The sequence below is a fragment of the Mycolicibacterium chubuense genome (assembly GCF_001044255.1).
In the GTDB taxonomy this organism is placed as follows: domain Bacteria; phylum Actinomycetota; class Actinomycetes; order Mycobacteriales; family Mycobacteriaceae; genus Mycobacterium; species Mycobacterium chubuense.
Genome location: NZ_JYNX01000063.1, coordinates 73,351 through 95,004, shown reverse-complemented (window position 1 = coordinate 95,004; position 21,654 = coordinate 73,351). Strand labels below are relative to the sequence as shown.

The 21,654-nt window shown below is 68.4% G+C and carries 20 protein-coding genes and 1 pseudogene; 17 read left to right on the top strand and 4 right to left on the bottom strand.

What is annotated here, in order from left to right; genetic code table 11:
• Positions 1-62: 62 nt before the first annotated feature.
• A complete protein-coding gene (locus tag MCHUDSM44219_RS24060) occupies positions 63-1,535 on the bottom strand; it encodes an MFS transporter (RefSeq protein WP_269084101.1) in 1,473 nt (490 codons plus the stop codon).
• 137 nt (positions 1,536-1,672) lie between these two features.
• Between MCHUDSM44219_RS24060 and MCHUDSM44219_RS24055 the strand changes: the two genes are divergently transcribed.
• The 8 genes from MCHUDSM44219_RS24055 to MCHUDSM44219_RS24020 all read left to right on the top strand — a co-directional run bounded on the left by MCHUDSM44219_RS24055 (position 1,673) and on the right by MCHUDSM44219_RS24020 (position 9,286).
• Positions 1,673-3,055, top strand: a complete 1,383-nt coding sequence (locus MCHUDSM44219_RS24055; protein ID WP_048420785.1) for an NAD-dependent epimerase/dehydratase family protein — start codon at positions 1,673-1,675, stop codon at positions 3,053-3,055.
• Positions 3,052-3,927 carry an SDR family NAD(P)-dependent oxidoreductase gene (locus MCHUDSM44219_RS24050; RefSeq protein WP_048420784.1) on the top strand — a complete coding sequence of 292 codons (876 nt, stop codon included), beginning with the start codon at positions 3,052-3,054 and terminating at the stop codon, positions 3,925-3,927. Before MCHUDSM44219_RS24055 ends, MCHUDSM44219_RS24050 begins: the two co-directional genes overlap by 4 nt.
• A 180-nt stretch (positions 3,928-4,107) precedes the next feature.
• Positions 4,108-4,419 (top strand): DUF3303 domain-containing protein, encoded by a 312-nt coding sequence (locus tag MCHUDSM44219_RS24045; protein WP_048420783.1) that lies wholly within the window; start codon positions 4,108-4,110, stop codon positions 4,417-4,419.
• A gap of 95 nt (positions 4,420-4,514) precedes the next feature.
• Positions 4,515-5,642, top strand: a complete 1,128-nt coding sequence (locus tag MCHUDSM44219_RS24040; protein WP_048420782.1) for an ABC transporter ATP-binding protein — start codon at positions 4,515-4,517, stop codon at positions 5,640-5,642.
• Positions 5,639-6,829 carry an ABC transporter substrate-binding protein gene (locus MCHUDSM44219_RS24035; RefSeq protein WP_048420781.1) on the top strand — a complete coding sequence of 397 codons (1,191 nt, stop codon included), beginning with the start codon at positions 5,639-5,641 and terminating at the stop codon, positions 6,827-6,829. Before MCHUDSM44219_RS24040 ends, MCHUDSM44219_RS24035 begins: the two co-directional genes overlap by 4 nt.
• A complete protein-coding gene (locus MCHUDSM44219_RS24030; RefSeq protein WP_048420780.1) occupies positions 6,829-7,668 on the top strand; it encodes an ABC transporter permease in 840 nt (279 codons plus the stop codon). Before MCHUDSM44219_RS24035 ends, MCHUDSM44219_RS24030 begins: the two co-directional genes overlap by 1 nt.
• Complete coding sequence (locus tag MCHUDSM44219_RS24025; RefSeq protein ID WP_048420779.1) at positions 7,669-8,469, top strand: ABC transporter permease; 801 nt, start codon at positions 7,669-7,671, stop codon at positions 8,467-8,469.
• A 46-nt stretch (positions 8,470-8,515) separates the two neighbouring features.
• On the top strand, positions 8,516-9,286 hold the full coding sequence (locus tag MCHUDSM44219_RS24020; RefSeq protein WP_048420778.1) for an SDR family NAD(P)-dependent oxidoreductase: 771 nt from the start codon (positions 8,516-8,518) through the stop codon (positions 9,284-9,286).
• A gap of 8 nt (positions 9,287-9,294) precedes the next feature.
• On the opposite strand, the gene MCHUDSM44219_RS24015 is transcribed toward MCHUDSM44219_RS24020, so the two are convergent.
• Positions 9,295-10,992 carry a TROVE domain-containing protein gene (locus MCHUDSM44219_RS24015; RefSeq protein WP_048420777.1) on the bottom strand — a complete coding sequence of 566 codons (1,698 nt, stop codon included), beginning with the start codon at positions 10,990-10,992 and terminating at the stop codon, positions 9,295-9,297.
• 271 nt (positions 10,993-11,263) lie between these two features.
• Here MCHUDSM44219_RS24015 and MCHUDSM44219_RS24010 point away from each other — a divergent pair, with 271 nt between their 5' ends.
• Entirely contained in the window at positions 11,264-12,502 is a 1,239-nt protein-coding gene (locus MCHUDSM44219_RS24010; protein WP_048420776.1) for an FAD-dependent oxidoreductase, read from the top strand.
• Here the strand turns inward: MCHUDSM44219_RS24010 and MCHUDSM44219_RS24005 are convergent.
• Positions 12,493-13,137: a VldE C-terminal domain-containing protein gene (locus MCHUDSM44219_RS24005; protein WP_048420775.1), complete on the bottom strand. Its 645-nt coding sequence runs from the start codon at positions 13,135-13,137 to the stop codon at positions 12,493-12,495. The genes MCHUDSM44219_RS24010 and MCHUDSM44219_RS24005 overlap by 10 nt on opposite strands.
• A gap of 92 nt (positions 13,138-13,229) precedes the next feature.
• Positions 13,230-14,183 carry an L-lactate dehydrogenase gene (locus tag MCHUDSM44219_RS24000; RefSeq protein ID WP_048420774.1) on the bottom strand — a complete coding sequence of 318 codons (954 nt, stop codon included), beginning with the start codon at positions 14,181-14,183 and terminating at the stop codon, positions 13,230-13,232.
• 158 nt (positions 14,184-14,341) lie between these two features.
• Here MCHUDSM44219_RS24000 and MCHUDSM44219_RS23995 point away from each other — a divergent pair, with 158 nt between their 5' ends.
• From MCHUDSM44219_RS23995 to MCHUDSM44219_RS31780, 8 genes and pseudogenes are all read left to right on the top strand, one after another.
• Positions 14,342-16,006, top strand: coding sequence for an ABC transporter substrate-binding protein (locus MCHUDSM44219_RS23995; protein ID WP_048420796.1), 1,665 nt, complete (start codon positions 14,342-14,344; stop codon positions 16,004-16,006).
• Positions 16,007-16,019: 13 nt separating this feature from the next.
• Positions 16,020-17,057 carry an ABC transporter permease gene (locus tag MCHUDSM44219_RS23990; protein WP_201778174.1) on the top strand — a complete coding sequence of 346 codons (1,038 nt, stop codon included), beginning with the start codon at positions 16,020-16,022 and terminating at the stop codon, positions 17,055-17,057.
• The gene (locus MCHUDSM44219_RS23985; protein WP_048420773.1) at positions 17,057-18,019 is read left to right on the top strand and encodes an ABC transporter permease; all 963 of its coding nucleotides are present in this window, start codon (positions 17,057-17,059) and stop codon (positions 18,017-18,019) included. Before MCHUDSM44219_RS23990 ends, MCHUDSM44219_RS23985 begins: the two co-directional genes overlap by 1 nt.
• Before the next feature lie 61 nt (positions 18,020-18,080).
• The gene (locus MCHUDSM44219_RS23980; RefSeq protein WP_048420772.1) at positions 18,081-19,073 is read left to right on the top strand and encodes an ABC transporter ATP-binding protein; all 993 of its coding nucleotides are present in this window, start codon (positions 18,081-18,083) and stop codon (positions 19,071-19,073) included.
• A complete protein-coding gene (locus MCHUDSM44219_RS23975) occupies positions 19,070-20,068 on the top strand; it encodes an ABC transporter ATP-binding protein (RefSeq protein WP_048420771.1) in 999 nt (332 codons plus the stop codon). The genes MCHUDSM44219_RS23980 and MCHUDSM44219_RS23975 overlap by 4 nt, the downstream gene beginning before the upstream one ends.
• Before the next feature lie 123 nt (positions 20,069-20,191).
• Positions 20,192-20,884, top strand: a pseudogene (locus MCHUDSM44219_RS31335) (type 1 glutamine amidotransferase domain-containing protein); the annotation flags it as partial.
• Positions 20,885-20,902: 18 nt separating this feature from the next.
• Positions 20,903-21,355: an SRPBCC family protein gene (locus MCHUDSM44219_RS31330; RefSeq protein WP_236695575.1), complete on the top strand. Its 453-nt coding sequence runs from the start codon at positions 20,903-20,905 to the stop codon at positions 21,353-21,355.
• A 115-nt stretch (positions 21,356-21,470) separates the two neighbouring features.
• The gene (locus MCHUDSM44219_RS31780; RefSeq protein WP_413783639.1) at positions 21,471-21,623 is read left to right on the top strand and encodes a hypothetical protein; all 153 of its coding nucleotides are present in this window, start codon (positions 21,471-21,473) and stop codon (positions 21,621-21,623) included.
• Positions 21,624-21,654: the final 31 nt, after the last annotated feature.

The following is a 21,654-nucleotide window of genomic DNA, read 5'->3' as shown; positions in this document are numbered from 1 at the left end:
GCTGCAGTTCGATCCGCCGCCGCATGGCGTCGGGGCCGGCGGCGTTCCCGCCGGCTAACAGCTCACTGGTCGTGCGTCTCGGCGGGGTGCATCGGCGGCCCGTTGATCGCACAGTGCCGGCATTCGTCGATCCGGATCCGGTCCTCGTGGTGGACCGGATCCGGACGACGTCGCATACCTACCGCCGCGGTCGCCGACGCGAGGACCATCAGAGCGGCGGCGATGGTGACGGCCAGCCGGAAACCCCGGTCGAATGCCGCCGGGTCGGCGTAGTCCGCGCCGCTGATCCCCGCGATTCCCGGTAGGACGGCCACCGCCAGCAGACCACCGACGCGGGCCACCGCGTTGTTCACTCCTGAGGCCGATCCGGCCATGCTCTGCGGTGCGGCGTCGAGCACCGCGGTCGTCAGCGGCGCGACCACCAGCACCATGCCGGCACCGAACACCAGCGCCGCCGGCAGCACGTCGACCAACCAGGACGCATCCGGGCCGATGCGGCTCATCAGCATCAAACCGGCCCCGGCGATCAGCGGGCCCACGGTCATCGGCACCCGCGGTCCGATCCGCGCCGACCACGCCCCGGCCCGCGCCGAGAACAGCAGCATCACCAGCGTGAACGGCAGCAGTGCCGTGCCCGCCGCGACCGGGCTGAACCCGGCCACGGTCTGCAGCTGGAGCACCAGCAACAGGAACGCCGCGCCGAGCGCCCCGTAGATCAGCAGGGTGATGATATTGGCGACCCGAAACGTGCTGTCGGAGAACAGCCGCGGGGGGATCAGCGGGTGCGGCGACCATCGCTCGACGACGACGAAGGCCGACAGGGCCAGCACCCCCGCGCACACCGCCACCGCGACGACGGTGTCCGCACCGTCGTTGCCCCACCGCGTCAGTCCGTAGGTGAGCGTTCCGAGTCCGACAGCGGTGAGCACCGCGCCGGCCGCGTCGAGTCCGGGCGGCGATTCGTCGTCACGACTTTCGGGGACGTGCAGCGCGGTCACCGTGATGACCACCGCCGCCAGCGGCACATTGATGAGAAAGACGGCGCGCCAACTCCATTCGACGAGGAAGCCACCGACGAACGGCCCGATCGCGCCCGCGATACCCCCCAGCCCGGACCAGGCGCCGATCGCGGCGGCCCGGTCGGGGCCCCGGAACGACGCCGAGATCAGCGCGAGACTGCCCGGAGTGAGGAGCGCTCCGCCGACACCCTGGAGAGCGCGGGCCGCGATCAGCGCCTCGGTGTTCGGCGCCAGTCCGCACGCCACCGACGCGACCGCGAACCACACCACCCCGATGAGAAACACCCGGCGCCGGCCGAAGTGATCACCGAACGATCCGCCGAGCAGGATGAGCGACGCGAGGGACAGCGTGTAGGCGTTGATGGTCCACTGCAGCCCGCCGAAGCCAGAACCGAGATCGGCCCCGATGTTTGGCAGCGCCACGTTGACGACCGTGCCGTCGATCATCACCATCGCCGAACCCAGCACGGTGGCCAGCAGCACCCACCGGCCGGAGACGGGACCGCTGCGGGGCACGATTCAGGACAGTACGCGGCGCAGCGCCCCCGCGGCGACCTCTTCGGTGCGCCCGCCAGGCCAGTGATGTCGAATCCGTAAGAATTTTGCTGCCTGCGTGTGTGTTTCGGGCATCTGCCACGGTGTATGCCCTGCCCATGGACGAGCGGCGGCGCATCCTCATCACCGGAGCCTCCGGCAACGTCGGCGCGGGGGTGCTGCGCGAACTCCTGCGCCAGGAACCGGATGCCGACCTCGTCGGGGTCTGCCGGCGGCCCCCGACACGCGGGCGGATCTACGAGGCGGTGCAGTGGTGCCCGGTGGACCTGTCGGCGCCCGACGCGACCACCCGGTTGACCACGGCCATGCGCGGGGTGGACGTCGTCATCCATCTCGCGCTGGCCGTTCAGCCCGTCGACGACGAAGACTATCTGTACCGGGCGAATGTCGTTGGAACACAGGCGGTACTGGACGCGATGGCGGCCGCCGGTGTGCGGCACCTGGTGTACGCGTCGAGCCTCGGCATCTACGCGCCGAGCGGATCGGCGGTGCCCGTGCCGGAGACGTGGTCGACGTCCGGGCAGTCCACCTCGACCTACAGCAGACACAAGGTGGTCGTCGAAGGGTTGCTCGATGCGTTCGAACGCGACCATCCCGACACGGTGATCTCCCGTTTCCGCCCGACCGTGGTGGTCCAGCGACACGCCGCCTTCGAGATCCGCGCGCTCTACCTCGGCCCGCTCATCCCGCGCGCCGCACTGGAAGTGCTGCGCCGGCGGGCGCTTCCGCTGCTGCCCCTGCCGGACGGGCTGGCGCTGCAGTTCGTGCATGCCGACGACGTCGGCGACGCGGTGGTCCGGCTGATGCGCCGACAGGCACGGGGCTCCTTCAACATCGCCGCCGACGCGCTGCACGGCGCCGCGTTGGCCGGGCTCGTCGGGGCGCGCCCGGTACGGGTGGATCCGCGCTGGATGAGGTCGGCCGTCGTGGCACTGCACCGGCTGCGCGTCGTGGCGGTGACGCCCGGCTGGTACGACGTCGCCACCCGCTCCCCCGTGATGGACACGTCGAAGGCGCGCGACGAGTTGGGCTGGCGACCGGCACGCACCTCGACCGGCGCCGCGCGCGAACTCATCGAGGGCCTCGCCGACGGCGCCACCGGCACCAGCCCGGCACTCGGCGCGTCCGACGGTGCGCCCTCCGACGGCAGGACACCGGCGGAGCGGGTGCATGACATGTCGCTGCTGCTGTGGTGTGTGATGGCCGCGACGGGCGCGCGGCGACGCCGGCGGCCCGGCCTGCTCTACGGCAGCGTCGTCGCCGCCAACCTCGTGTCCGGCACCCCCGCAGCCCTCGAGCGGGTGCGCGAGCGACGCCGCGACCCGGTCGCCGTGCTCGCCCCGCTAGCCGTCGGCGCCGCGGTGCTCACCGGTCTGCGCGGCGGCTGGCCATCGGCGGCGACCGCCGCCGTTCTCGGCGTCCTCGGGATCGCCGAACGCAGACGGACCACGGAATCGGTTATCGGAGAGGTCAAGCCATGACAGACAGCCGGCACGACGCGAGGGTCGTGGTGATCACCGGCGCCTCCAGCGGCATCGGCCGCGAGACGGCGCTGCGCTACAGCGCCCGGGGCGCGCGCCTGGTGCTCGCCGCCCGCTCCGACGGTGCGCTGCGCGAGGTCGCCGACGAGTGCCGCGTGGCGGGCGCCGACGCTGTCGTGGTCGTACCGACCGACATCGGCGCCGCCGCCCAGGTCCGGGACCTGTTCGACCGGGCGATCGAGACGTTCGGTCGGGTCGACGTGGCAGCACAGTGCGCGGCGACCACTGCGTTCGGCCGCTTCGAGGACCTGCCACCCGACGTCTTCGACGCGATCATCAGCACCAATCTTCTCGGCGCGGCCAATGTGGCGCGGTCGGCGCTCATCCATTTCCAGGACCGCGGCACCGGGCAGCTCGTGCTCGTCGGTTCCCTACTCGGCGTCACCGCCGTTCCCTATCAATCCGCTTATGTGGCAAGCAAATTCGCGATCTGTGGACTGGTCCGAGCACTGCGGCAGGAGAACAGGCACCTGCCCGGGGTGCGGGTGCACGGCGTCTACCCCGGGCCGGTGGACACCCCCGTCTACGCCTCGGCCGGCAACTACCTCGACCAGCAGACGCCGCGGGTGCCACCCACCTCGGACACCCCGGGCGCCATCGCGGCGGCGATCATGCGCGCCGCCGAGAAGACCCGGTCCACCGAGCGCCAGATCGGCTGGGTCAACCTGCCCGCGATCGCCGCCTATCGCCTCGTTCCGGCGGTGTTCGACGCCGTGATCGGGCCGCTGATCCGGCGCGTGATGTTCACCGCCGAGTCGCGCGGCGACTCGGCGGGCAACGTGTTCGAGCCGCCCGCCGCCCGCCACCTCTGACGTAGCGAACCCCACCGTGTCAGTGGCATGGGAGTAAGCACCGGCAGCGAAAAAACGTTTGCCCGCCTCATCTTTCGCGCTTCAACAACCGGTCACTGCCCGGTCCGAAACTCGAGTGAGCGCGTGACGCCGGGCGGACACTGAGGGCATCTGGTTCAGTCCACGTGCTAGGAGGATCCCATGAAGTACGCCATGACCTGGACGTCACGTCTCGGCGCATCAGGGAAGGACAATGAGGAGTCCCTGCGTCGGGCCCTCGCGCTCTTCTCGAAGTGGCAGCCGCCCGCCGGCACCACCTTCCATCAGTTCGTCGGCCGCATCGACGCCGGCGGCGGATACGCCATCGTGGAAACCGACGACCCGGCCGAACTCCTGAACGGCACCGCCAAGTTCTCACCGTTCAACGAGTTCCAGATCCATCCGGTCGTCGACATGGCCGAGTGGACGCAGGCAGGCCAGGAGGCGATCGACTTCCGAGAGTCGATCAGCTGACTCGGCTGCCACGGAAGCGCACGGTCACCGACCGCGTGCGCAACTAAATTCGTACTTGAACTGCGCTTCGGCAACGAAATTCCTAGGATGCCTGCATGCCATCCGGAACGGCCGTGTCGAGGCGAGGCGCGGGCGCAGACGACGACGCCGCCGTCGCGCAGATCGAACTGATCGGCGTCCGCAAGGAGTTCGGCGATTCGCGGCACCCGGTGGTGGCGGTCGAGGGCGCCGACCTGGCGATCGCCGACGGCGAGCTGTTCGCGATTCTGGGCCCGTCCGGATCGGGTAAGACCACCCTGCTGCGGATGATCGCCGGCTTCGAGCAGCCCACCGCCGGCACCATCAAACTGGGCGGCCGCGACGTCACCGCGCTGCCGCCCGCCCGCCGCGACACCAACACGGTGTTCCAGCAGTACGCCCTGTTCCCGCATATGACCGTCACGCAGAACGTCGAGTACGGGCTGCGGGTCCGCGGCGTCGGTAAGGCCGAGCGGCGCCGCCGCGCCACCGAGGCCTTGGAGATGGTCCAGCTCACCGGGCACGCGGCCCGCAAGCCCGCGGAGCTCTCCGGCGGTCAGCAGCAGCGCGTGGCGCTGGCGCGTGCGCTGGTCGGGCGTCCCCGCGTGCTGCTGCTCGACGAACCACTGGGAGCGCTGGACCTGAAACTGCGCGAACAGATGCAAGTGGAGCTCAAGGCCATCCAGCGCGAGGTCGGCATCACGTTCGTGATCGTCACCCACGACCAGGACGAGGCCCTGACCCTGTGCGACCGGCTGGTCGTGCTCAACGAGGGACGCATCGAGCAGATCGGGGCGGCCCGCGAGGTCTACGAACACCCGGCGAACCGGTTCGTCGCCGACTTCGTCGGCACCTCCAACGTCCTCGACGGTGACAGCGCGCGGGCCGTGCTCGGCAGGCCGGGAACCTTCGCGATCCGGCCCGAGCGCATCGCAGTGCTCGACCCCGCCGCACCCGCTCCGGCCGGTCAGCGCAGCGTCACGGCCGAAGTGGCCGAGGTGGTCTACGCCGGGCCGATCACCCGCGTCGCCGCGACGGTCACCGGCACCGACGGCCTGCCCGGCCCGGTGCGGCTGACCGCGACCCTGCTCTCCGCGGAAGCGTCCACCGCCCTGACCCACGGCACCCGCGTCATCCTGGCGTGGCCTGACACCGCCGTCCGCGATCTCAGCGCCCTGTCGACCGAATCCGAGGAGGACTCATGAAAGATCCGATCCGCCGTGTGGGCGCCGTGCTGGCCACCGGCGCCCTGTTGCTCTCCGGGTGTTCGAGTTCGAGCGACTCCGGCGGGTCGTCGGAAGGTCCACCCTCGATGGAGCCCGCGAGCGCGGTCGGTGACGGCGAAGGTCAGCTGAACCTGATCGCGTGGCCGGGATACGCGGAGAACGGTTCCAACGACCCCAAGGTCAACTGGGTGACGCCGTTCGAACAGCAGACCGGCTGCAAGGTCAACGTCAAGATCGGCAACACCTCCGACGAGATGGTCCAACTGATGCGCACCGGACAGTACGACGGCGTGTCTGCGTCAGGGGACGCCACGCTGCGGCTGATCTACGCCGGTGACGTCGCCCCGGTGAACACCGATCTGGTGCCGAACTACGCGACCGTGGTGCCGTTCCTCAAGGACAAACCGTGGAACTCGGTCAACGGGCAGATGTACGGCATCCCGCACGGCTGGGGCGCGAACCTGCTGATGTACAACACCGACATCGTCAAGGGCGCGCCGGACAGCTGGGGCGCGGTGTTCCCCGGCGCGCCGGAGCTCAAAGGCAAGGTCACCGCCTACGATTCGCCGATCTACATCGCCGACGCCGCGCTGTACCTGTCCAAGACGAAGCCCGATCTGGGCATCAAGGACCCCTACGCGCTGACTACCGAACAACTCGATGCCGCAGTGGATCTGCTCAAGCAGCAGAAGGAGAACATCGGCGAGTACTGGTCCGATTACACCAAGGAGGTGCAGGGCTTCGAGTCCGGCACCACGGCGATCGGCACCACGTGGCAGGTCATCGCCAACACGATCCAGGCCGACAACAAGGTGCCGATCAAGACGGTGCTCCCGAAGGAGGGCGCCACCGGCTGGTCGGACACGTGGATGCTCTCGGCCAAGGCCGCCCATCCGAACTGCATGTACAAGTGGATGAACTACATCATCTCGCCAGAAGCCAACGCGCAGGTGGCCGAGTACTTCGGCGAGGCACCCGCCCAGACGAAGTCGTGTGACCTGACCGCGGACAAGGCGCACTGCGCGACCTACCACGCGACCGATGAGCAGTACGCGGCGCAGATCCACTACTGGACCACCCCGCAGACCAAGTGCGTGGACGGCAGCGGCGACAACTGCACCAGCTACGACCAGTGGGTCGACAAGTGGCAGGAGATCAAAGGCTGATGCCCGCTGCGCCGCGTCTGCGGCACCGGGTGACGCTGGCCTTCCTGCTCGTCCCGCCCCTGGCGTGGCTGATCGTCGCCTATCTGGGATCCCTTGCGGTCCTGATGGTCTCGGCGTTCTGGAGCAGGAGCAGCTTCACCGGGGCGGTGGTGCGCACCTTCACCACCGACAATCTGGTCCGGGTGGTCACCGAGGAGGTGTTCCGCACCACCACGCTGCGCACCGTGGGCGTGGCGCTGACGGTCACGGTGATGTGTGCGGTGCTGGCCGTGCCGCTGGCGCTCTACATGGCCAAGGTGGCGTCGCCGGCGTTGCGGATCGCGCTGGTGGTCGCGGTGACCACACCGCTGTGGGCGAGCTACCTGGTGAAGGCCTACGCGTGGCGGATGCTGCTGTCGCCGGAGGGCCCGCTGCACTGGGCGACCGGGTACTCGCCGGGCTACGGGCTGACGGCCACGGTGATCACGCTGACCTATCTGTGGTTGCCGTACATGGTGATTCCGGTGTTCGCCGCGTTCCAGCGGGTGCCCGACTCGCTGGTGGACGCCAGCTCGGATCTGGGCGCCTCGGATCTGACGACGCTGCGGCTGGTGGTGGCGCCGATGGTGTTCCCGGGTGTGGCGGCCGGGTCGATCTTCACGTTCTCGCTGTCGCTTGGTGACTACATCGCGGTGACCATCGTCGGCGGGAAGACGCAGCTGCTGGGCAACATCATCTACGGCCAGCTCGTCACGGCGAACAATCAGCCGATGGCCGCGGCCTTGTCGCTGATCCCGTTGACGGCGATCCTGCTGTATCTGTTCGCGATGCGGCGCACCGGTGCATTGGAGAACGTGTAGATGCTCTCGTCACGGATGCGCGGCACCACGCGGGTGTGGACGGTGCTGGTGCTGATCTTCATCTACGCACCGCTGGCCCTGGTGGTGGTGAACGCTTTCAACGCGTCGAAGACGTTCGCGTTCCCGCCGAGCGGGTTCACGCTGCAGTGGTGGCGCACCGCGCTGGCCAGCGACGGCATGTGGACCTCACTGGGCAACTCGGTGGTCGTGGGCCTGGCCGCCACGGCCGTCGCACTGGTCCTGGGCACCATGGCCGCGTTCGCCGTGCAGCGCTACGAGTTCTTCGGTAAGCAGACCGTGAATCTGCTTGTGGTGCTGCCGATCACGCTGCCCGGCATCGTCACCGGCATCGCGTTGAACGCGACGTTCACCTCGGCGCTCGGCGTCACGCTCGGGTTGGCGACCGTGATCGTCGGGCACGCCACGTTCTGTATCGTCATCGTGTTCAACAACACTCAGGCGCGGCTGCGCCGGCTCGGAACGAGCCTGGAGGACGCCTCTGCCGACCTGGGAGCCTCGTCGTGGCAGACGTTCCGGTTCGTGACGTTGCCGATGATGCGTGGCGCGCTGGTGGCCGGCGCCATCCTGGCGTTCGCGCTGAGCTTCGACGAGGTCGTGGTCACGACGTTCACGGCGGGCCCCACCGTTCAGACACTGCCGATCTGGATCTTCGGCAATCTGTTCCGGCCCAACCAGGCTCCGGTGATCAACGTGGTCGCCGCCGCACTGACACTGATCGCGATCGTGCCGGTGTGGCTCACCCAGCGCATCGGCGGCGATCCTGCGGGGACTCGGATCTGAGCGGCCACCACCCGATCGGGGGCCGGTCACCACGTAGGGTCACACGGTGACTCCGAACCCCTTCGATCTCACCGGTCATGTCAGCGTCGTCACCGGCGGCGGCTCGGGCATCGGGCTGGGGATGGCCCACGGCCTGGCCCGCGCCGGCGCGTCGGTGGCCATCCTCGGCCGCAACCCCGAACGCCTCGAGACCGCCGCGGCCTCGCTGCGCGCGCACGGTGGGCCGGTGCTCGCGATTCCGTGCGACGTCACCGACGAACCGGCCGTGACGGCGACCATGGCGCACGTCCGCGACGAATGCGGTTCTCTCGATTCGTGTTTCGCGAACGCCGGAGTGCGCGGCACCTTCACCCCGACGCTGGACACCTCGCTGGCCGAGTTCCGGTCGGTCACCGCGGTCGACCTCGACGGCGTGTTCGTCACGCTGCGCGAGGCGGCCCGGCAGATGATCGCAGCCGGACGGGGCGGCAGCCTGGTCGGGGTCTCGAGTCTCGGCGCCTTCCAGGGCATGCCCCGCCAACCGGCGTATGCCGCCTCGAAGGCGGGGGTGACCGCGCTGATGGACAGTCTGGCCGTCGAACTGGCCCGGCACGGCATCCGCGCGAACACCGTCGCTCCCGGGTGGTTCGACACCGAGATGACCTCGGAGGGCCTGGCCGACGAGCGCTTCCGGTCCCGCGTGCTGCCCCGGGTTCCGGCGCGCCGGTGGGGCAGCGGCGACGACGTCGCCGGTGTGGCGGTGTACCTCGCCAGCCCGGCGAGCAGCTACCACACCGCCGACGTGCTGCGCATCGACGGCGGTTATCTCAAGTTCTGACCGCCTGACTAGATGTCGCCGCGGGAGAAGTCCGACAACAGGGTCGGCACCGCCGAGTCGAAACCGGAGATGTCGAGCTGCCTCGGGTCGTCGGGGTCCGCGATCGAATGTCCGGTGGCGGTCATCGCCACGACGACCAGCCGCGCATCGATTCCCATCGTCTGGCGGTACCGGTTCAGCGCCTCGTGCGGGTGGATCGAGCCGTACCACGTCTCGTTATCGGTGTAGATGTGGAACGTGTCGACCTCGACCCGGTTCTCGCGCGCCCAGACCATCGGCAGCGCGCAGTCGGTGGCGCCCATCGGGATCCCGGCGGTGTACCGGCACACGTCGTCGAGACGACGACGGCGGCCGATGTCCAGATCACGGATCGCGGGGTTCGAGAAGCCCCCGCGGCCGGCGGTGAATCCGACGATCCGGTGCCGCGACTCGGTGGCCGCGGTAACCAGTGCCAGGGCAGCCGATGCCTCCCGGCACGTCACGGGAAGACCCGATACGAACGAGGCCATCGAACCCGAGATGTCGAGCGCCAGCAGGGTGCGCTTGTGGGCCGGTCGTACCGCTCCGTACGCCGCATAGAACGCCGCGTCCAGCGCATCGGCGATGCGCGGCAGCGGGACCCACCTGCCCGCGCCCTGGACACCGCGGCCCGACGCGTACGTGCGTTGCGCCACCAGCACATTGACCGGGTGGACACGCGCCCGCTCGAGCGCGCGAGGGTCCGCCAGCTGCTCGGCCACCGTGTCACCGACCTCGCCTGCGAGCAGCCCGAGCTTGGTTAACCGCGGCAGCTGACGCATCAGCGCCGTCTGCGGCATACCGCCGGCAATGAGCGCCTCCCACACCGCAGGCTCGGCCAGCGCCGCGGTCGGCAGCATCTCCCAGGACAGTCCGTGACCGCGGCCGATGATCTCGACCCAGCGCTGCGGCGTCGAGGCCGCCTGTGCGTCCTCGAAGTCGGCGATGATCGCCAGCTCGTCGGGCACCGCCTCGGCGCGCGGCAGCTTCGGCCGCACGGCGCTGCGCTGCCCTGCGGCCAACTCGACGTCCGTCAGCCGCACCGCCGGCTCGCGATAGTCGTTGAGTCCCTTGCCGACCGCCCAGTTGAGCGCGAGCCGACGAGCCGGATCCGTCACCGCGGACGGGCTGGCCAGCCGGAGCAGGTCGCGGTGGGTCCAGCCGCCACGCTGCCGATACTTGACCAGCTGGTAGGCCAGCCGATCGACGGGCATGTCGGTGTACCACTGCCCCACACCGCGGCGCAGGGTCCGGCCCCACCCGCGGAACTGCTCGACATAGTCGGCGAACAGGAACAGCGCGGTGGCGGTTCGCGCCACCCGCGGCAACGCGGCCAGTGCCGCGCGACGGCCGTCGACATCGTCGCCGGAAGCCGCGATCGCGAGCGCGAACAGGGCGGGATTCTGCCTCGGCGCCCGACCGGCCTCAGAGACCTCGACGATCTGCTCCACGAGACCGATCGGATCGGTGACGGTCAGGCGGAGCACCACATCGACGTTGTCAGAGGTCAACTCGCGGTCGGACGTGTAGAACGTGCCGTTGTCGGTGCCCAGCGTGAGGAACCGGCGCAGGCGAGCCCAGTCATCGACCGCGAAGGTGTAGCCGCCGGCAGCATTGCGGATCTGCTCGGGCCTGGCGGCACGGGACTGCGGCGTCCACCGCAGCCTGACCGTCTTCAAGATGTCCATGGGGCTCCTCCTTTCGCCGTCGATATCGGGAAGCAGTGTGCGCCAGGCGATGTGAGCGTGTGAAGAAACCGATCGGGTTCAGCGCTCTACCCAGTTGAGCTACCGCCCCGTGGTGGGGCGGACGGGACTCGAACCCGCAACCTTTCCATTCAGTGGTAACCGACCAGCGTCCGGCTCACATCACCCGGCCGGCAGAACGGTACGCCGGCGAAATCGCGAGCGCCATCGAATTCCGGCCCCACCGGCCCGGTACGTGAGCCACCATGAGGGGATGATCGAGAAGACCACCTGCGCCGTTGTCGGCGGCGGGCCGGCCGGGATGGTGCTCGGCCTGCTGCTGGCCCGTGCCGGTGTGCACGTCACCGTCTTCGAGAAGCACGGCGACTTCCTGCGCGATTTCCGCGGTGACACAGTGCATCCCAGCACCCTGCGGCTCCTCGACGACCTCGGGCTGTGGCCCGCTTTCGATGCGCTGCCGCAGAGCAGACTGCGGCAGTTCACCATCGACGTGGCTCCGGGGCACCCCGTCACGATGGTCGACTTCGAACGCCTGCGCCTCCCCCACCGGTACGTGGCGATGGTGCCGCAGTGGGATCTGCTCAACCTGCTCGCCGAGGCCGGCGCCGCCGAGCCCACCTTCACCCTGCGACTGGACAGCGAGGTCACCGGTCTCCTGCGCGACCACGGCCGAATCACCGGAGTGCGGTATCGGGATACACTCGGCGAGAACGAGATCCGCGCCGATCTGACCGTCGGATGTGACGGCCGCGGGTCCCTCGTCCGGCAGGCCGCCGGGCTCTCGGTACGCGAGTTCCCGGTCAGTTTCGACGCGTGGTGGTTCCGGTTGCCCCGCAATGCCGACGAGGCCGACTTCAGCCTGTTCCCCCGCATCGCCTCCGGCAAGGCCATGGTCGTCATCCCGCGGGAGGGGTACCTGCAGATCGCGCTCCTGATCCCGAAGGGATCCGATGCGCGACTGCGGGCACGCGGGCTGGCCGCCTTCCACGCCGACGTGCTCGAACTGCTGCCCGAAGCCGGTGACACCGTCGAGGCGATCAGCACCCTCGACGACGTCAAGCACCTCGACGTGAAGCTGAACCGCCTGCGCCGCTGGCACACTGACGGACTGCTGTGCATCGGTGACGCCGCCCACGCGATGTCACCGGCCGGCGGAGTCGGCATCAACGTCGCCGTGCAGGACGGCGTGGCGACGGCGCGACTGCTCGCCGACAAGCTGCGTCGCGGTGCGGTGACGAGCCGGGATCTGGACGCGGTCCGTCGGCGGCGCCTGCTGGCGACCGTGCTGACGCAGGCGCTGCAGCGGCAATTGGACGCCCGTCTGCTCGGTCCCGTCGTCCGTGGCGACCGGGTATCCGGGCCGCCGGCAGGGCTGATCCGGCTGGTGGAACGGGCGCCGTGGCTGTCGGCGATTCCGGCCTATCTGGTGGGAGTGGGCGTGCGACCGGAACGCGCGCCGGGTTTCGCGCGGCGCGCGGCCCCTCAGCGGTAGTAGACCTCGCTGCCGGTGGGGTAGCCGCCACCCTTCGTGGTGATGTGCACGTGGTCGTAGTGTCCGTAGCCTCCGGCGCGCGCACCGCCCGGCGTGAAATAGGTCCCGCGCCAGATGCAGTCCTGCAGCGCGAAGCGGTCGGCGTTCTTCAGCGCGAACGCGACGATCTGATTGCCCAGGGCGATCCCCTCGGCCGTGCCGGGATTCGGGATCATCACGTCGATCGCCAAGCCGTCGGGATGCCAGCGCAGCGCGTCGGGGCGCACGCCGCCGATGCTCTGGATCTCCGGGAAGATCGCGCTGACGGCGCGGGCGACGAGGATCGTCTTCACCTGCAGGCCCTGCTCGGGTGCGTCACCCGCCGGCAGTGCCCGCGCTTCGCGGACCGACGCGCGCGAACTCGCCACCCATTCGACCCGGCCCCCGGCGGCACTGCCCGCCGAGAACGCGGCGGGCGCGGGAGCCACCAGCTCCATGCAGCAGGGCGGCGCCTCGGCCACCACGGCGGCGGCCGGCTTCTCGACGGGGCGTTGAGCGTCGGCGCCCGCGGCCAGCAACACCACCGCGGGTACACCCACGGCGGTCAGCACGACTGACGGCGATCGCCGCCGTCGAACCTGTGAGTGCCTGCCCACGTCAGCACCCTAAGCGGACACATCACGAAAACACACCCAGAAGGGAAACTTTCGGCAACAAATCGCACCACGAGCACCACTGGCCTCAGCCGTTACATTCCCAACGCCGCCTGGACATCACGCAGCGTCGCGGCCGACCTCTGCAGGCCGAGCAATTCCGACACCGCCAGCGGCACCTCGAGGACCTGTCCGGCACCGTGCGCGGACACCACGGTGGGCAGTGACAACGCCACGCCCTCGATGCCGTACGCGCCGCGTTGCACCGTCGACACCGGCAGGACACGGTGCTGGTCCCCGAGGATCGCCTCGACGATGCGGGCGGTGGACAGGCCGATCGCGAGGTTGGTCGCACCCTTGCCGGCGATGATCTCGTATGCCGCGTTGATCACCTCCGAGGAGATGCGGCCACGCGTCTGCTCGTCGAACACCGCCACGCCGTCGCGACGAAATTGCTCGGCCGGCACTCCGCCGATGGACACGCTCGACCACAGCGAAATCTCGGAGTCTCCGTGCTCACCGATGATGAGCCCGTGCACGTTTCCCACCGCCAGGTCCGCCTGCTCGGCGATCAGGTAGCGAAAACGACTGGAGTCCAACACCGTTCCCGATCCGAACACATGCCCCGGGGCGGCGTCCACCGCCTTCGTCGCCGCGAACGTCACGACGTCGACCGGATTGGTGACGAACAGGATCACCGCGTCCGGCGAATGCTCGAGCAACTGCGGCGTGAGGCTCTGCGCCATCGCCACATTCGCCGCGGCCAGATCCAGGCGGCTCTGCCCGGGCTTCTGCTTCGCACCCGCGGTCACGATCACGACCGCCGAGCCGGCGGTCACCGCGATGTCGTCGGAACCCGAGATCCGGCAGTGCGGGACGAACTGGCTGCCGTGGTTGAGGTCGAGCACCTCGGCACGCACCTTGGCGGCGTTGACGTCGAACAGGGCCAGCGCACCGGCAGATCCGCGGATCAGGCACGCGTAGGCGATCGCCGTCCCGACGCTGCCCATCCCGACGATTGCGACTTTCGTGTTCCGTTCCACTGGCACCGCACTATTGTGACTCCAGCACCACGGTCGGCATGTTTTCTGTGAACACGAGTTGCCGAACGGAAAAATTTCTGAAAAATGCTTGAGGGCCCGGACAAAGTGCACCGTCGTGCGGGTCTCGCCGTCCGATCACAGTAGAGGGGAACGTTGTGAGCACCGTGCGCACGGCTCGAAACACACTCGCGATCGTCTGCATTGTCGCGCTGGCCGCCTTCGGGCTGGCCGCGTGCGGCAAGGACAGCGGCTCCGGTGGATCCGGCGGCGGAGGCGGCGGTGGCGGTGGCGGTGACGTCACCGTCGCGGCGACGTCGTTCCCCGACTACGTCGATCCCCAGTTGTCCTACACGGTCGAGGGCTGGGAGGTGCTGTGGAACGTCTACACCCCGCTGCTGACGTACAAGCACGTCAAGGGCGAGGACGGCACGAAGGTGGTCCCCGGCCTGGCCGAGGCGATGCCCGAGATCTCCCCGGACGGAAAGACCTACAAGCTCAAGCTGCGGCAGAACATGAAGTACTCCGACGGCACCCCGATCAAGGCCTCCGACTTCACCTATGCGATCAAGCGCCTCTTCAAGGCGGATTCGGGCGGCTCCGTCTTCTATGACGTGATCGTCGGGGCCAAGGAGTACGCCGACGGCAAGTCCGACACGATCAGCGGCATCACCACCGACGACAACACCGGCGACATCACGATCCAACTGACCGGCCCGAACGGCACGTTCGAGAATCTGCTCGGCCTGATGTTCGCCGCGCCCGTACCGCCCACCACGAAGCTGGACGGCGACACCACCAACAACCCGCCGCCGGCCAGCGGGCCCTTCATGATCAGCAAGGTCGACGCGCCCCGCACGCTGACGATGGAGCGCAATCCGCAGTTCAAGACCGTCAAGGACGCGGGCGCCAGCGAGGTGGTCGACGCCAACGTCGACACGATCACGTTGGTGGAGAACAAGAATCAGAGCGCGCAGGTCACCGACATCGCGCAGAACAAGGTCGACTTCATGCTGGACCCGGTGCCGTCGGATCGGCTGCAGGAAGTCAAGCAGCGCTATGCCGACCGCTTCCGGATGGAAGACTCGATCAACACCTACTACTTCTTCATGAACACCGAGAAGGCGCCGTTCAACGATCTGAAGGTCCGGCAGGCGATCAACTACGCGATCGATCCGGAAGCGCTGAACCGGATCTTCGGCGGGCGGATGCACCCGAGCCAGCAGATCCTCCCGCCGGGGATGCCGGGTTACCAGGAGTACAAGCTCTACCCCGGTCCGGACATGAACAAGGCCAAACAGCTGATCGCCGAGGCCAATCCGGCCGACCGGGACATCACGGTGTGGACGGACGACGAGCCCGACCGTAAGCGGATCGGCGAGTACTACCACGACCTACTCACCCAGCTGGGGTTCAACGCGACGCTCAAGGTGATCGCCGGCGACGTGTACTGGACGACGATCGGCAACCAGTCCACCCCCGACGTGGACACCGGCTTCGCCGACTGGTTCCAGGACTTCCCCCACCCGGACGATTTCTTCCGGCCGCTGCTCAACGGGGCGAGCATCCTGCCGACCAACGGAAACAACCTGTCGCGCGCGAACATCCCGCAGAACGACGCGAAGATGGACGAGCTGCTGACCAAGCAGATCACCGATGAGGGGGTCGAGCAGCAGTACGCCGATCTGGACAAGGCCTACATGGAACAGGCGGTGTGGGCGCCTTACGGAAACGAGCAGTTCACCACATTCCTGTCGGAGCGGATGGACTTCGACAAGTCCTATCAACATCTTCTGTTCAAGCAGGACTTCACGTCGTTCGCGGTGAAGTAGCGCGGCGTCCCTGATGGTCGCATCTGTTCCCGAGGTCGAGGTCCCCGACGAGCCGCCGCTGCCCGTCGGGGTGCCCCGAGAACACATCCAGGGCCGCAATCCGTGGTATCTGGCGTGGCTTCGATTGCGCCGCAACAAGGTTGCGCTGGCCTGTGGAGTCCTGTTCGTCGTACTCGTGCTGTGCTGCCTGGCGGCGCCACTGTGGGCGCACTACGTCGCGCAGACCGGGCCCAACGACAACCACATCACCGACACGGTGCTGATCGACGGCGTCGAGACCGACGTCGTCGCGCCGGACGGCACCCCGCTGGGCCCCGGGCTGCACGGGCGCTATCTGCTCGGCGCCGATCAGAACGGCCGTGACGTCATGGTGCGTCTGCTCTACGGCGGCCGCACCTCCATCTACATCGGGGTGGCCGCGGCAGTGGTCACCACGGTGCTGGCGGTCATCGTCGCGCTGCTGGCCGGCTATTACCGCGGCTGGATCGACGCGGTGCTGTCGCGGATCCTCGACGTCATCTGGGCGTTTCCGGTGCTGCTGCTCGGCATCGCGTTGGGCACCGCGCTGGCCGTCGGTGGTCTGAAGCTGGGTTTCGTTGCCATCGCCGGGGATTCGATCTGGATCCCGATCCTGATCATCGGTCTGGTGTACGTGCCCTACATGGCCAGACCACTGCGCGGGGAGATCCTCGCGCTGCGGGAGAAGGAGTTCGTCGAGGCCGCGGTCGCCCAAGGCATGGGGCCCCTGCGGATCATGGTCGGTGAGCTGCTGCCCAACATCATCTCGACGATCATCGTGTTCTTCACGCTCAACATCGCCAACAACATGTTGCTGGAGTCGGCACTGTCCTTCCTCGGCGCCGGCGTGCGGCCCCCGAACGCCTCGTGGGGCACCATGATCGCCGACGGCTACCAGTTGATCTACACCGCACCGCATCTGACGATCGTGCCGGGCCTGTTGATCGTGATCACCGTGCTGGCGCTCAACGTGTTCGGGGACGGGCTGCGCGACGCGCTCGATCCCAAGGCCCGAATCCGGTTGGAGCACTGATGGCGCGGTTCGTCGCCCGGCGGATACTGGGGATGGTCGCGGTGCTCTTCGCGATCTCGGTCATCGTGTTCCTCATCTTCAACGTGGTGCCCAACTCGGACCCGGCCGCCCGCATCGCCGGCAAGAACGCGGATCCGGACCTCATCGCCCGGGTCAACGCCGACCTGGGACTGGACCGGCCGCTGCCCGTGCAGTACCTGACGATGATGAAACAGATCTTCACCGGCGAGCTCACCTCGTATGCAAGCGATCGCAATGTGGGCGAGCAGATCTGGCACGGCTTGCCGGCGACGTTCTCGCTGTGCATCGGCGCGGCGGTGATCTGGATGACGCTGGCGGTGCTGTTCGGGTATCTGAGCGCGGTGCACGCCGGCCGGTTCGGCGATCGCGCGCTGAGCATCCTGTCGCTGGTCGGCATTTCGATGCCGGTGTTCTGGCTGGCGGCGATCCTGCTGTACTTCTTCACCTACAAGATCGAGCTGTTCCCGACGGGCAGTTATGTACCGCTCACCGAGGATCCGCTGGACTGGGCGTATCACCTTGTGCTGCCGTGGTTCACGCTGGCGGTGTTGTTCATCGGCTTCTACAGCCGGGTCCTGCGGTCGAACATGCTCGACGCGATGAACGAGGACTATGTGCGCACCGCACGGGCCAAGGGCCTCAGCGAGCGTCAGGTGCGGGTCCGGCATGTGCTGCGCAACTCGATGATTCCGATCGTCACGCTGTTCGGGCTGGATTTCGGGATGGTCGTGGGCGGCGGTGCCATTTTGACCGAGACGGTGTACAACCTCGACGGCGTCGGACTCTACGCCGGTGAGGCGATCCGCAGCCTGGACCTGCCGCCGCTGATGGCGGTCACCATGTTCGGAGCCTTCTTCATCGTGCTGTTCAACACGCTCGTCGACATCGCCTATGCGGTGCTGGATCCGAGAATCAGGCTGGGAGAGGCGGCACCGGCATGAGCGACGCTTGCGGAGCGAATCAACAGCAGAAGAGCGACGCTTGCGAGCGAATCGAGGGCCAATGAGCGACGCACTGCTGAGCGTCGACGACCTGCGCGTCAGTTTCGCCACCGAGGACGGCGTCGTGCAGGCGGTCGACGGGGTGTCGTTCTCGCTGGCGCCCGGTGAGATCCTGGCCATCGTCGGGGAATCCGGCTGTGGCAAGAGCGTCACGGCGCAGACCCTGACGGGTCTGACCCGGTCGGCGAACAGCCGGATCACCGGCTCGGTGACCTACCGCGGACAAGAACTCATCGGCCTCGACGACGACGGGTTGCGCGGCATCCGCGGCGAGGAGATCGCCATGGTGTTCCAGGATCCGATGTCGTCGCTGAACCCGGTGTACCGCGTCGGCGATCAGATCGCCGAGATGATCCGCGCGCACCGCGACGTCTCCAAGCGCGAGGCGCAGCAGCGGGCGGTGGAACTGCTGGGCTCGGTGGGCATCCCCAACCCCGAGGGGCGGGTGCGCAGCTATCCGCACGAGTTCTCCGGCGGCATGCGTCAGCGGGTGATGATCGCGATGGCACTGGCCCTGGAACCGGCGGTTCTGATCGCCGACGAGCCGACGACCGCACTGGACGTCACGGTGCAGGCCCAGATCCTGCGGCTGATCGCCGATCTCAACGCCGAGCGCGATCTGGCGGTCGTGCTGATCACCCACGACCTGGGCGTCGTCGCCGAGGTGGCCGACCGGGTGGTGGTGATGTACGCGGGTCAGATCGTCGAGGACGGCAGCCTCGACGACATCTTCTACACGCCGCAGCACCCCTACACCTGGGGACTGCTCGGGTCGTTGGCCCGGCTGGACCGCCCCCGTGGCGAGCGGCTCGCCCAGATACCGGGCCAGCCGCCGTCGCTGCTCGATCCGCCGCCGGGATGCCGGTTCGCCCCGCGGTGCGCGTTCGAGTTCGACCGGTGCGCACACCCACCCGATCTCGCGCCGACCGAATCCGCGGGTCACCTGGACCGCTGCTGGCTGGACCTCGAGGAGAAAGTGCGGGTGCGCTCATGACCGAACCGCTGCTCGAGGTCACCGACGTGGTCAAGCACTTCCCGATCCGCTCGGGCATCGTCATCGAACGCGAGGTGGGACAAGTACGCGCCGTCGACGGCGTGAGTCTGACGCTGAACCAGGGCGAGACGCTCGGCCTGGTGGGTGAGTCCGGCTGTGGCAAGTCCACGCTGTGCCGGACCATTCTGCAGCTGACCCCACCCACGTCGGGGTCGGTGCGGTTCCTCGGCCGTGAACTGGTCGGGCTGTCGCGGCGCGAGCTGCGGCCACTGCGGCGTCAGATGCAGATGATCTTCCAGGACCCCTACGCATCGTTGAACCCGCGTAAGCGGATCGGGCAGATCGTCGGGGATCCGACGGACCTGCACGGTCTGGCCAGCGGCGCCGAGCTCAAGCGCCGTGTGCAGGATCTGCTGGACCGGGTCGGTCTGCGACCTGAGCACTACAACCGCTTCCCGCACGAGTTCTCCGGGGGACAGCGCCAGCGCATCGGCATCGCGCGGGCGCTGGCGCTGCAACCCAAGCTGATCGTCGCGGACGAACCGGTGTCCGCGCTCGATGTGTCGGTGCAGGCGCAGATCGTCAATCTGCTCAAGGACTTACAGGCCGAGTTCGGGCTGTCGTATCTGTTCGTCGCCCACGACCTCGGGGTGGTGCGGCATGTGTCGGACCGCGTCGCGGTGATGTATCTGGGCAAGGTGGTCGAGAGTTCGGGCACCGACGACCTGTACGAGCGGCCCGTCCACCCGTATTCGAACGCCTTGCTCTCCGCAGTCCCCATCCCGGATCCTCGCCGCAACGAGGCGCGCGAGCGGGTGGTGCTCGAGGGCGACGTGCCGAGTCCGTCGAATCCCCCGCCGGGGTGCCGCTTTCACACCCGCTGCCCCTGGGGAACGGAGATCTGCGCGACCGATGAGCCGGCGTTGGTGTCCTATACGACCGGCCATGCGGCGGCCTGCCACCATCCGCGCAACGTCGAGCACCTGCCGGTATGAGGGACGGCCCGATCGGCTGTCCCCTCCGCAGCCGATCGAGCCGGTGCTGCTAAAGATAGGCGGAGCCGACCCCCGGAGGAATCGGGGAAACCCCCGGATCTGCACCCTGGACGAAGGAGGAGCATGACCGACGTTCTCATGGTGATCTCGGCCGCCGACCACTGGACACTCACCGACGGCACCCGGCATCCCACCGGGTTCTGGGCCGAGGAGGTCGCCGTTCCGCACAGCATCTTCCGCGACGCCGGCTGGAACGTCACCATCGCGACGCCCGGCGGCAGGGCCCCGACGATGGACCAGCTCAGCATGGGCGTCGCCGGTGGCATGCCGTGGAAGCGCCGGGCGATCGCCCGTTACCTGGACTCCACCGCGGATCAGCTGCGCACCCCGGTTCCGCTGGACCGCGTCGACGCCACGACCTTCGACCTGGTCTTCTACCCCGGCGGGCACGGGCCGATGGAGGACCTGGCCTACGACGCCACCTCGGGCGCGCTGCTGAGTCGGCGCCTGCGTTCCAACGCGCCGTTGGCGCTGCTCTGCCACGCTCCCGCCGCGGTGCTGGCCACCGAGGCGGGCGATGCGCCGTCGCCGTTCGCGGGCCGACGCATGACGGGTCTGTCCAATCGCGAGGAGGGCCTCAACCGTTTCGCGCGCAAGGCGCCGTGGCTGCTCGAGGACCGGCTGTTCGAGCTGGGCGTCGACTACAGCAAGGGCGTCCTGCCGCTGCGGCCGTACGTCGTCGTCGACGGCAACCTCTACACCGGGCAGAACCCGCAGTCCTCGGAGAAGCTGGCGCGCCGACTGATCGCCGAATTGAGCCCACCGGCTCTGCAGGTGAGCGTCTCACGCGTCATCGACGCACCTCGGGAGCAGTTGCACGCCTTCGTCAGCGACGTGTCGCACATGGGCGAGCTGAGCCCGGAGACCATCGACGCTCGCTGGATCTCGCCCGGCAGGCGGTTCGTCGGGCGCAACCGCATCGGCCCGCTGTACCGCTGGTCGATGACGGCCACGGTCACCGAGAACATCCCCGGTGCCTCGTTCGAGTTCCTCACCGACGCCCCCTCGGACACGCACTGGCGGTACACGTTCGCCGACGTCGACGGCGGCACGCTGGTGACCGAGACGATGCGCAAGCATCAGCCGCAGATGCGGGCAGTGGTGTTCTTGCAGGACATCTCGGGGGCACGGGATCGCCGCTCCCATCTGGAGAAGGGTATGACCGCGACCCTGCAACGGCTCGCCGAGCGATTCGAACGACGCAGCACGAAAGACGTTGCGCAGTAATCGATTCAACCGTCAGGGCGCCACGGGTACCTGAATGGGAATCGGCACCGGGACGAACGGGACGGTGAGGTAGCTCGTCGTCGTGCGCGCCGTCGGCGGCGTCGTGGGTGCTGTCGTGACGGCGGTGGTCGGTGCGGTCGTCGTGGGTGGCGTCGTCGTCGGTGCCGTGGTGGTCGTCGTCGTCGGCGCGGTGGTGGTCGTCGTCGTGGTCGTCGTCGTGGTAGCGGGTGACGGTGTCGGACATGGCGCTCCTCGGAAGGTGTCGTAGACCGGGCCGCGCCGGTGCTGTGGCGACAGGT

Coding starts and splice junctions, on each gene's coding strand:
- MCHUDSM44219_RS24055 (WP_048420785.1), top strand. CDS start 1,673: ATGGACGAGCGGCGGCGCATCCTCATCACCGGAGCCTCCGGCAACGTC.
- MCHUDSM44219_RS24050 (WP_048420784.1), top strand. CDS start 3,052: ATGACAGACAGCCGGCACGACGCGAGGGTCGTGGTGATCACCGGCGCC.
- MCHUDSM44219_RS24045 (WP_048420783.1), top strand. CDS start 4,108: ATGAAGTACGCCATGACCTGGACGTCACGTCTCGGCGCATCAGGGAAG.
- MCHUDSM44219_RS24040 (WP_048420782.1), top strand. CDS start 4,515: ATGCCATCCGGAACGGCCGTGTCGAGGCGAGGCGCGGGCGCAGACGAC.
- MCHUDSM44219_RS24035 (WP_048420781.1), top strand. CDS start 5,639: ATGAAAGATCCGATCCGCCGTGTGGGCGCCGTGCTGGCCACCGGCGCC.
- MCHUDSM44219_RS24030 (WP_048420780.1), top strand. CDS start 6,829: ATGCCCGCTGCGCCGCGTCTGCGGCACCGGGTGACGCTGGCCTTCCTG.
- MCHUDSM44219_RS24025 (WP_048420779.1), top strand. CDS start 7,669: ATGCTCTCGTCACGGATGCGCGGCACCACGCGGGTGTGGACGGTGCTG.
- MCHUDSM44219_RS24015 (WP_048420777.1), bottom strand. CDS start 10,992: ATGGACATCTTGAAGACGGTCAGGCTGCGGTGGACGCCGCAGTCCCGT.
- MCHUDSM44219_RS24010 (WP_048420776.1), top strand. CDS start 11,264: ATGATCGAGAAGACCACCTGCGCCGTTGTCGGCGGCGGGCCGGCCGGG.
- MCHUDSM44219_RS23990 (WP_201778174.1), top strand. CDS start 16,020: ATGGTCGCATCTGTTCCCGAGGTCGAGGTCCCCGACGAGCCGCCGCTG.
- MCHUDSM44219_RS23985 (WP_048420773.1), top strand. CDS start 17,057: ATGGCGCGGTTCGTCGCCCGGCGGATACTGGGGATGGTCGCGGTGCTC.
- MCHUDSM44219_RS23980 (WP_048420772.1), top strand. CDS start 18,081: ATGAGCGACGCACTGCTGAGCGTCGACGACCTGCGCGTCAGTTTCGCC.
- MCHUDSM44219_RS23975 (WP_048420771.1), top strand. CDS start 19,070: ATGACCGAACCGCTGCTCGAGGTCACCGACGTGGTCAAGCACTTCCCG.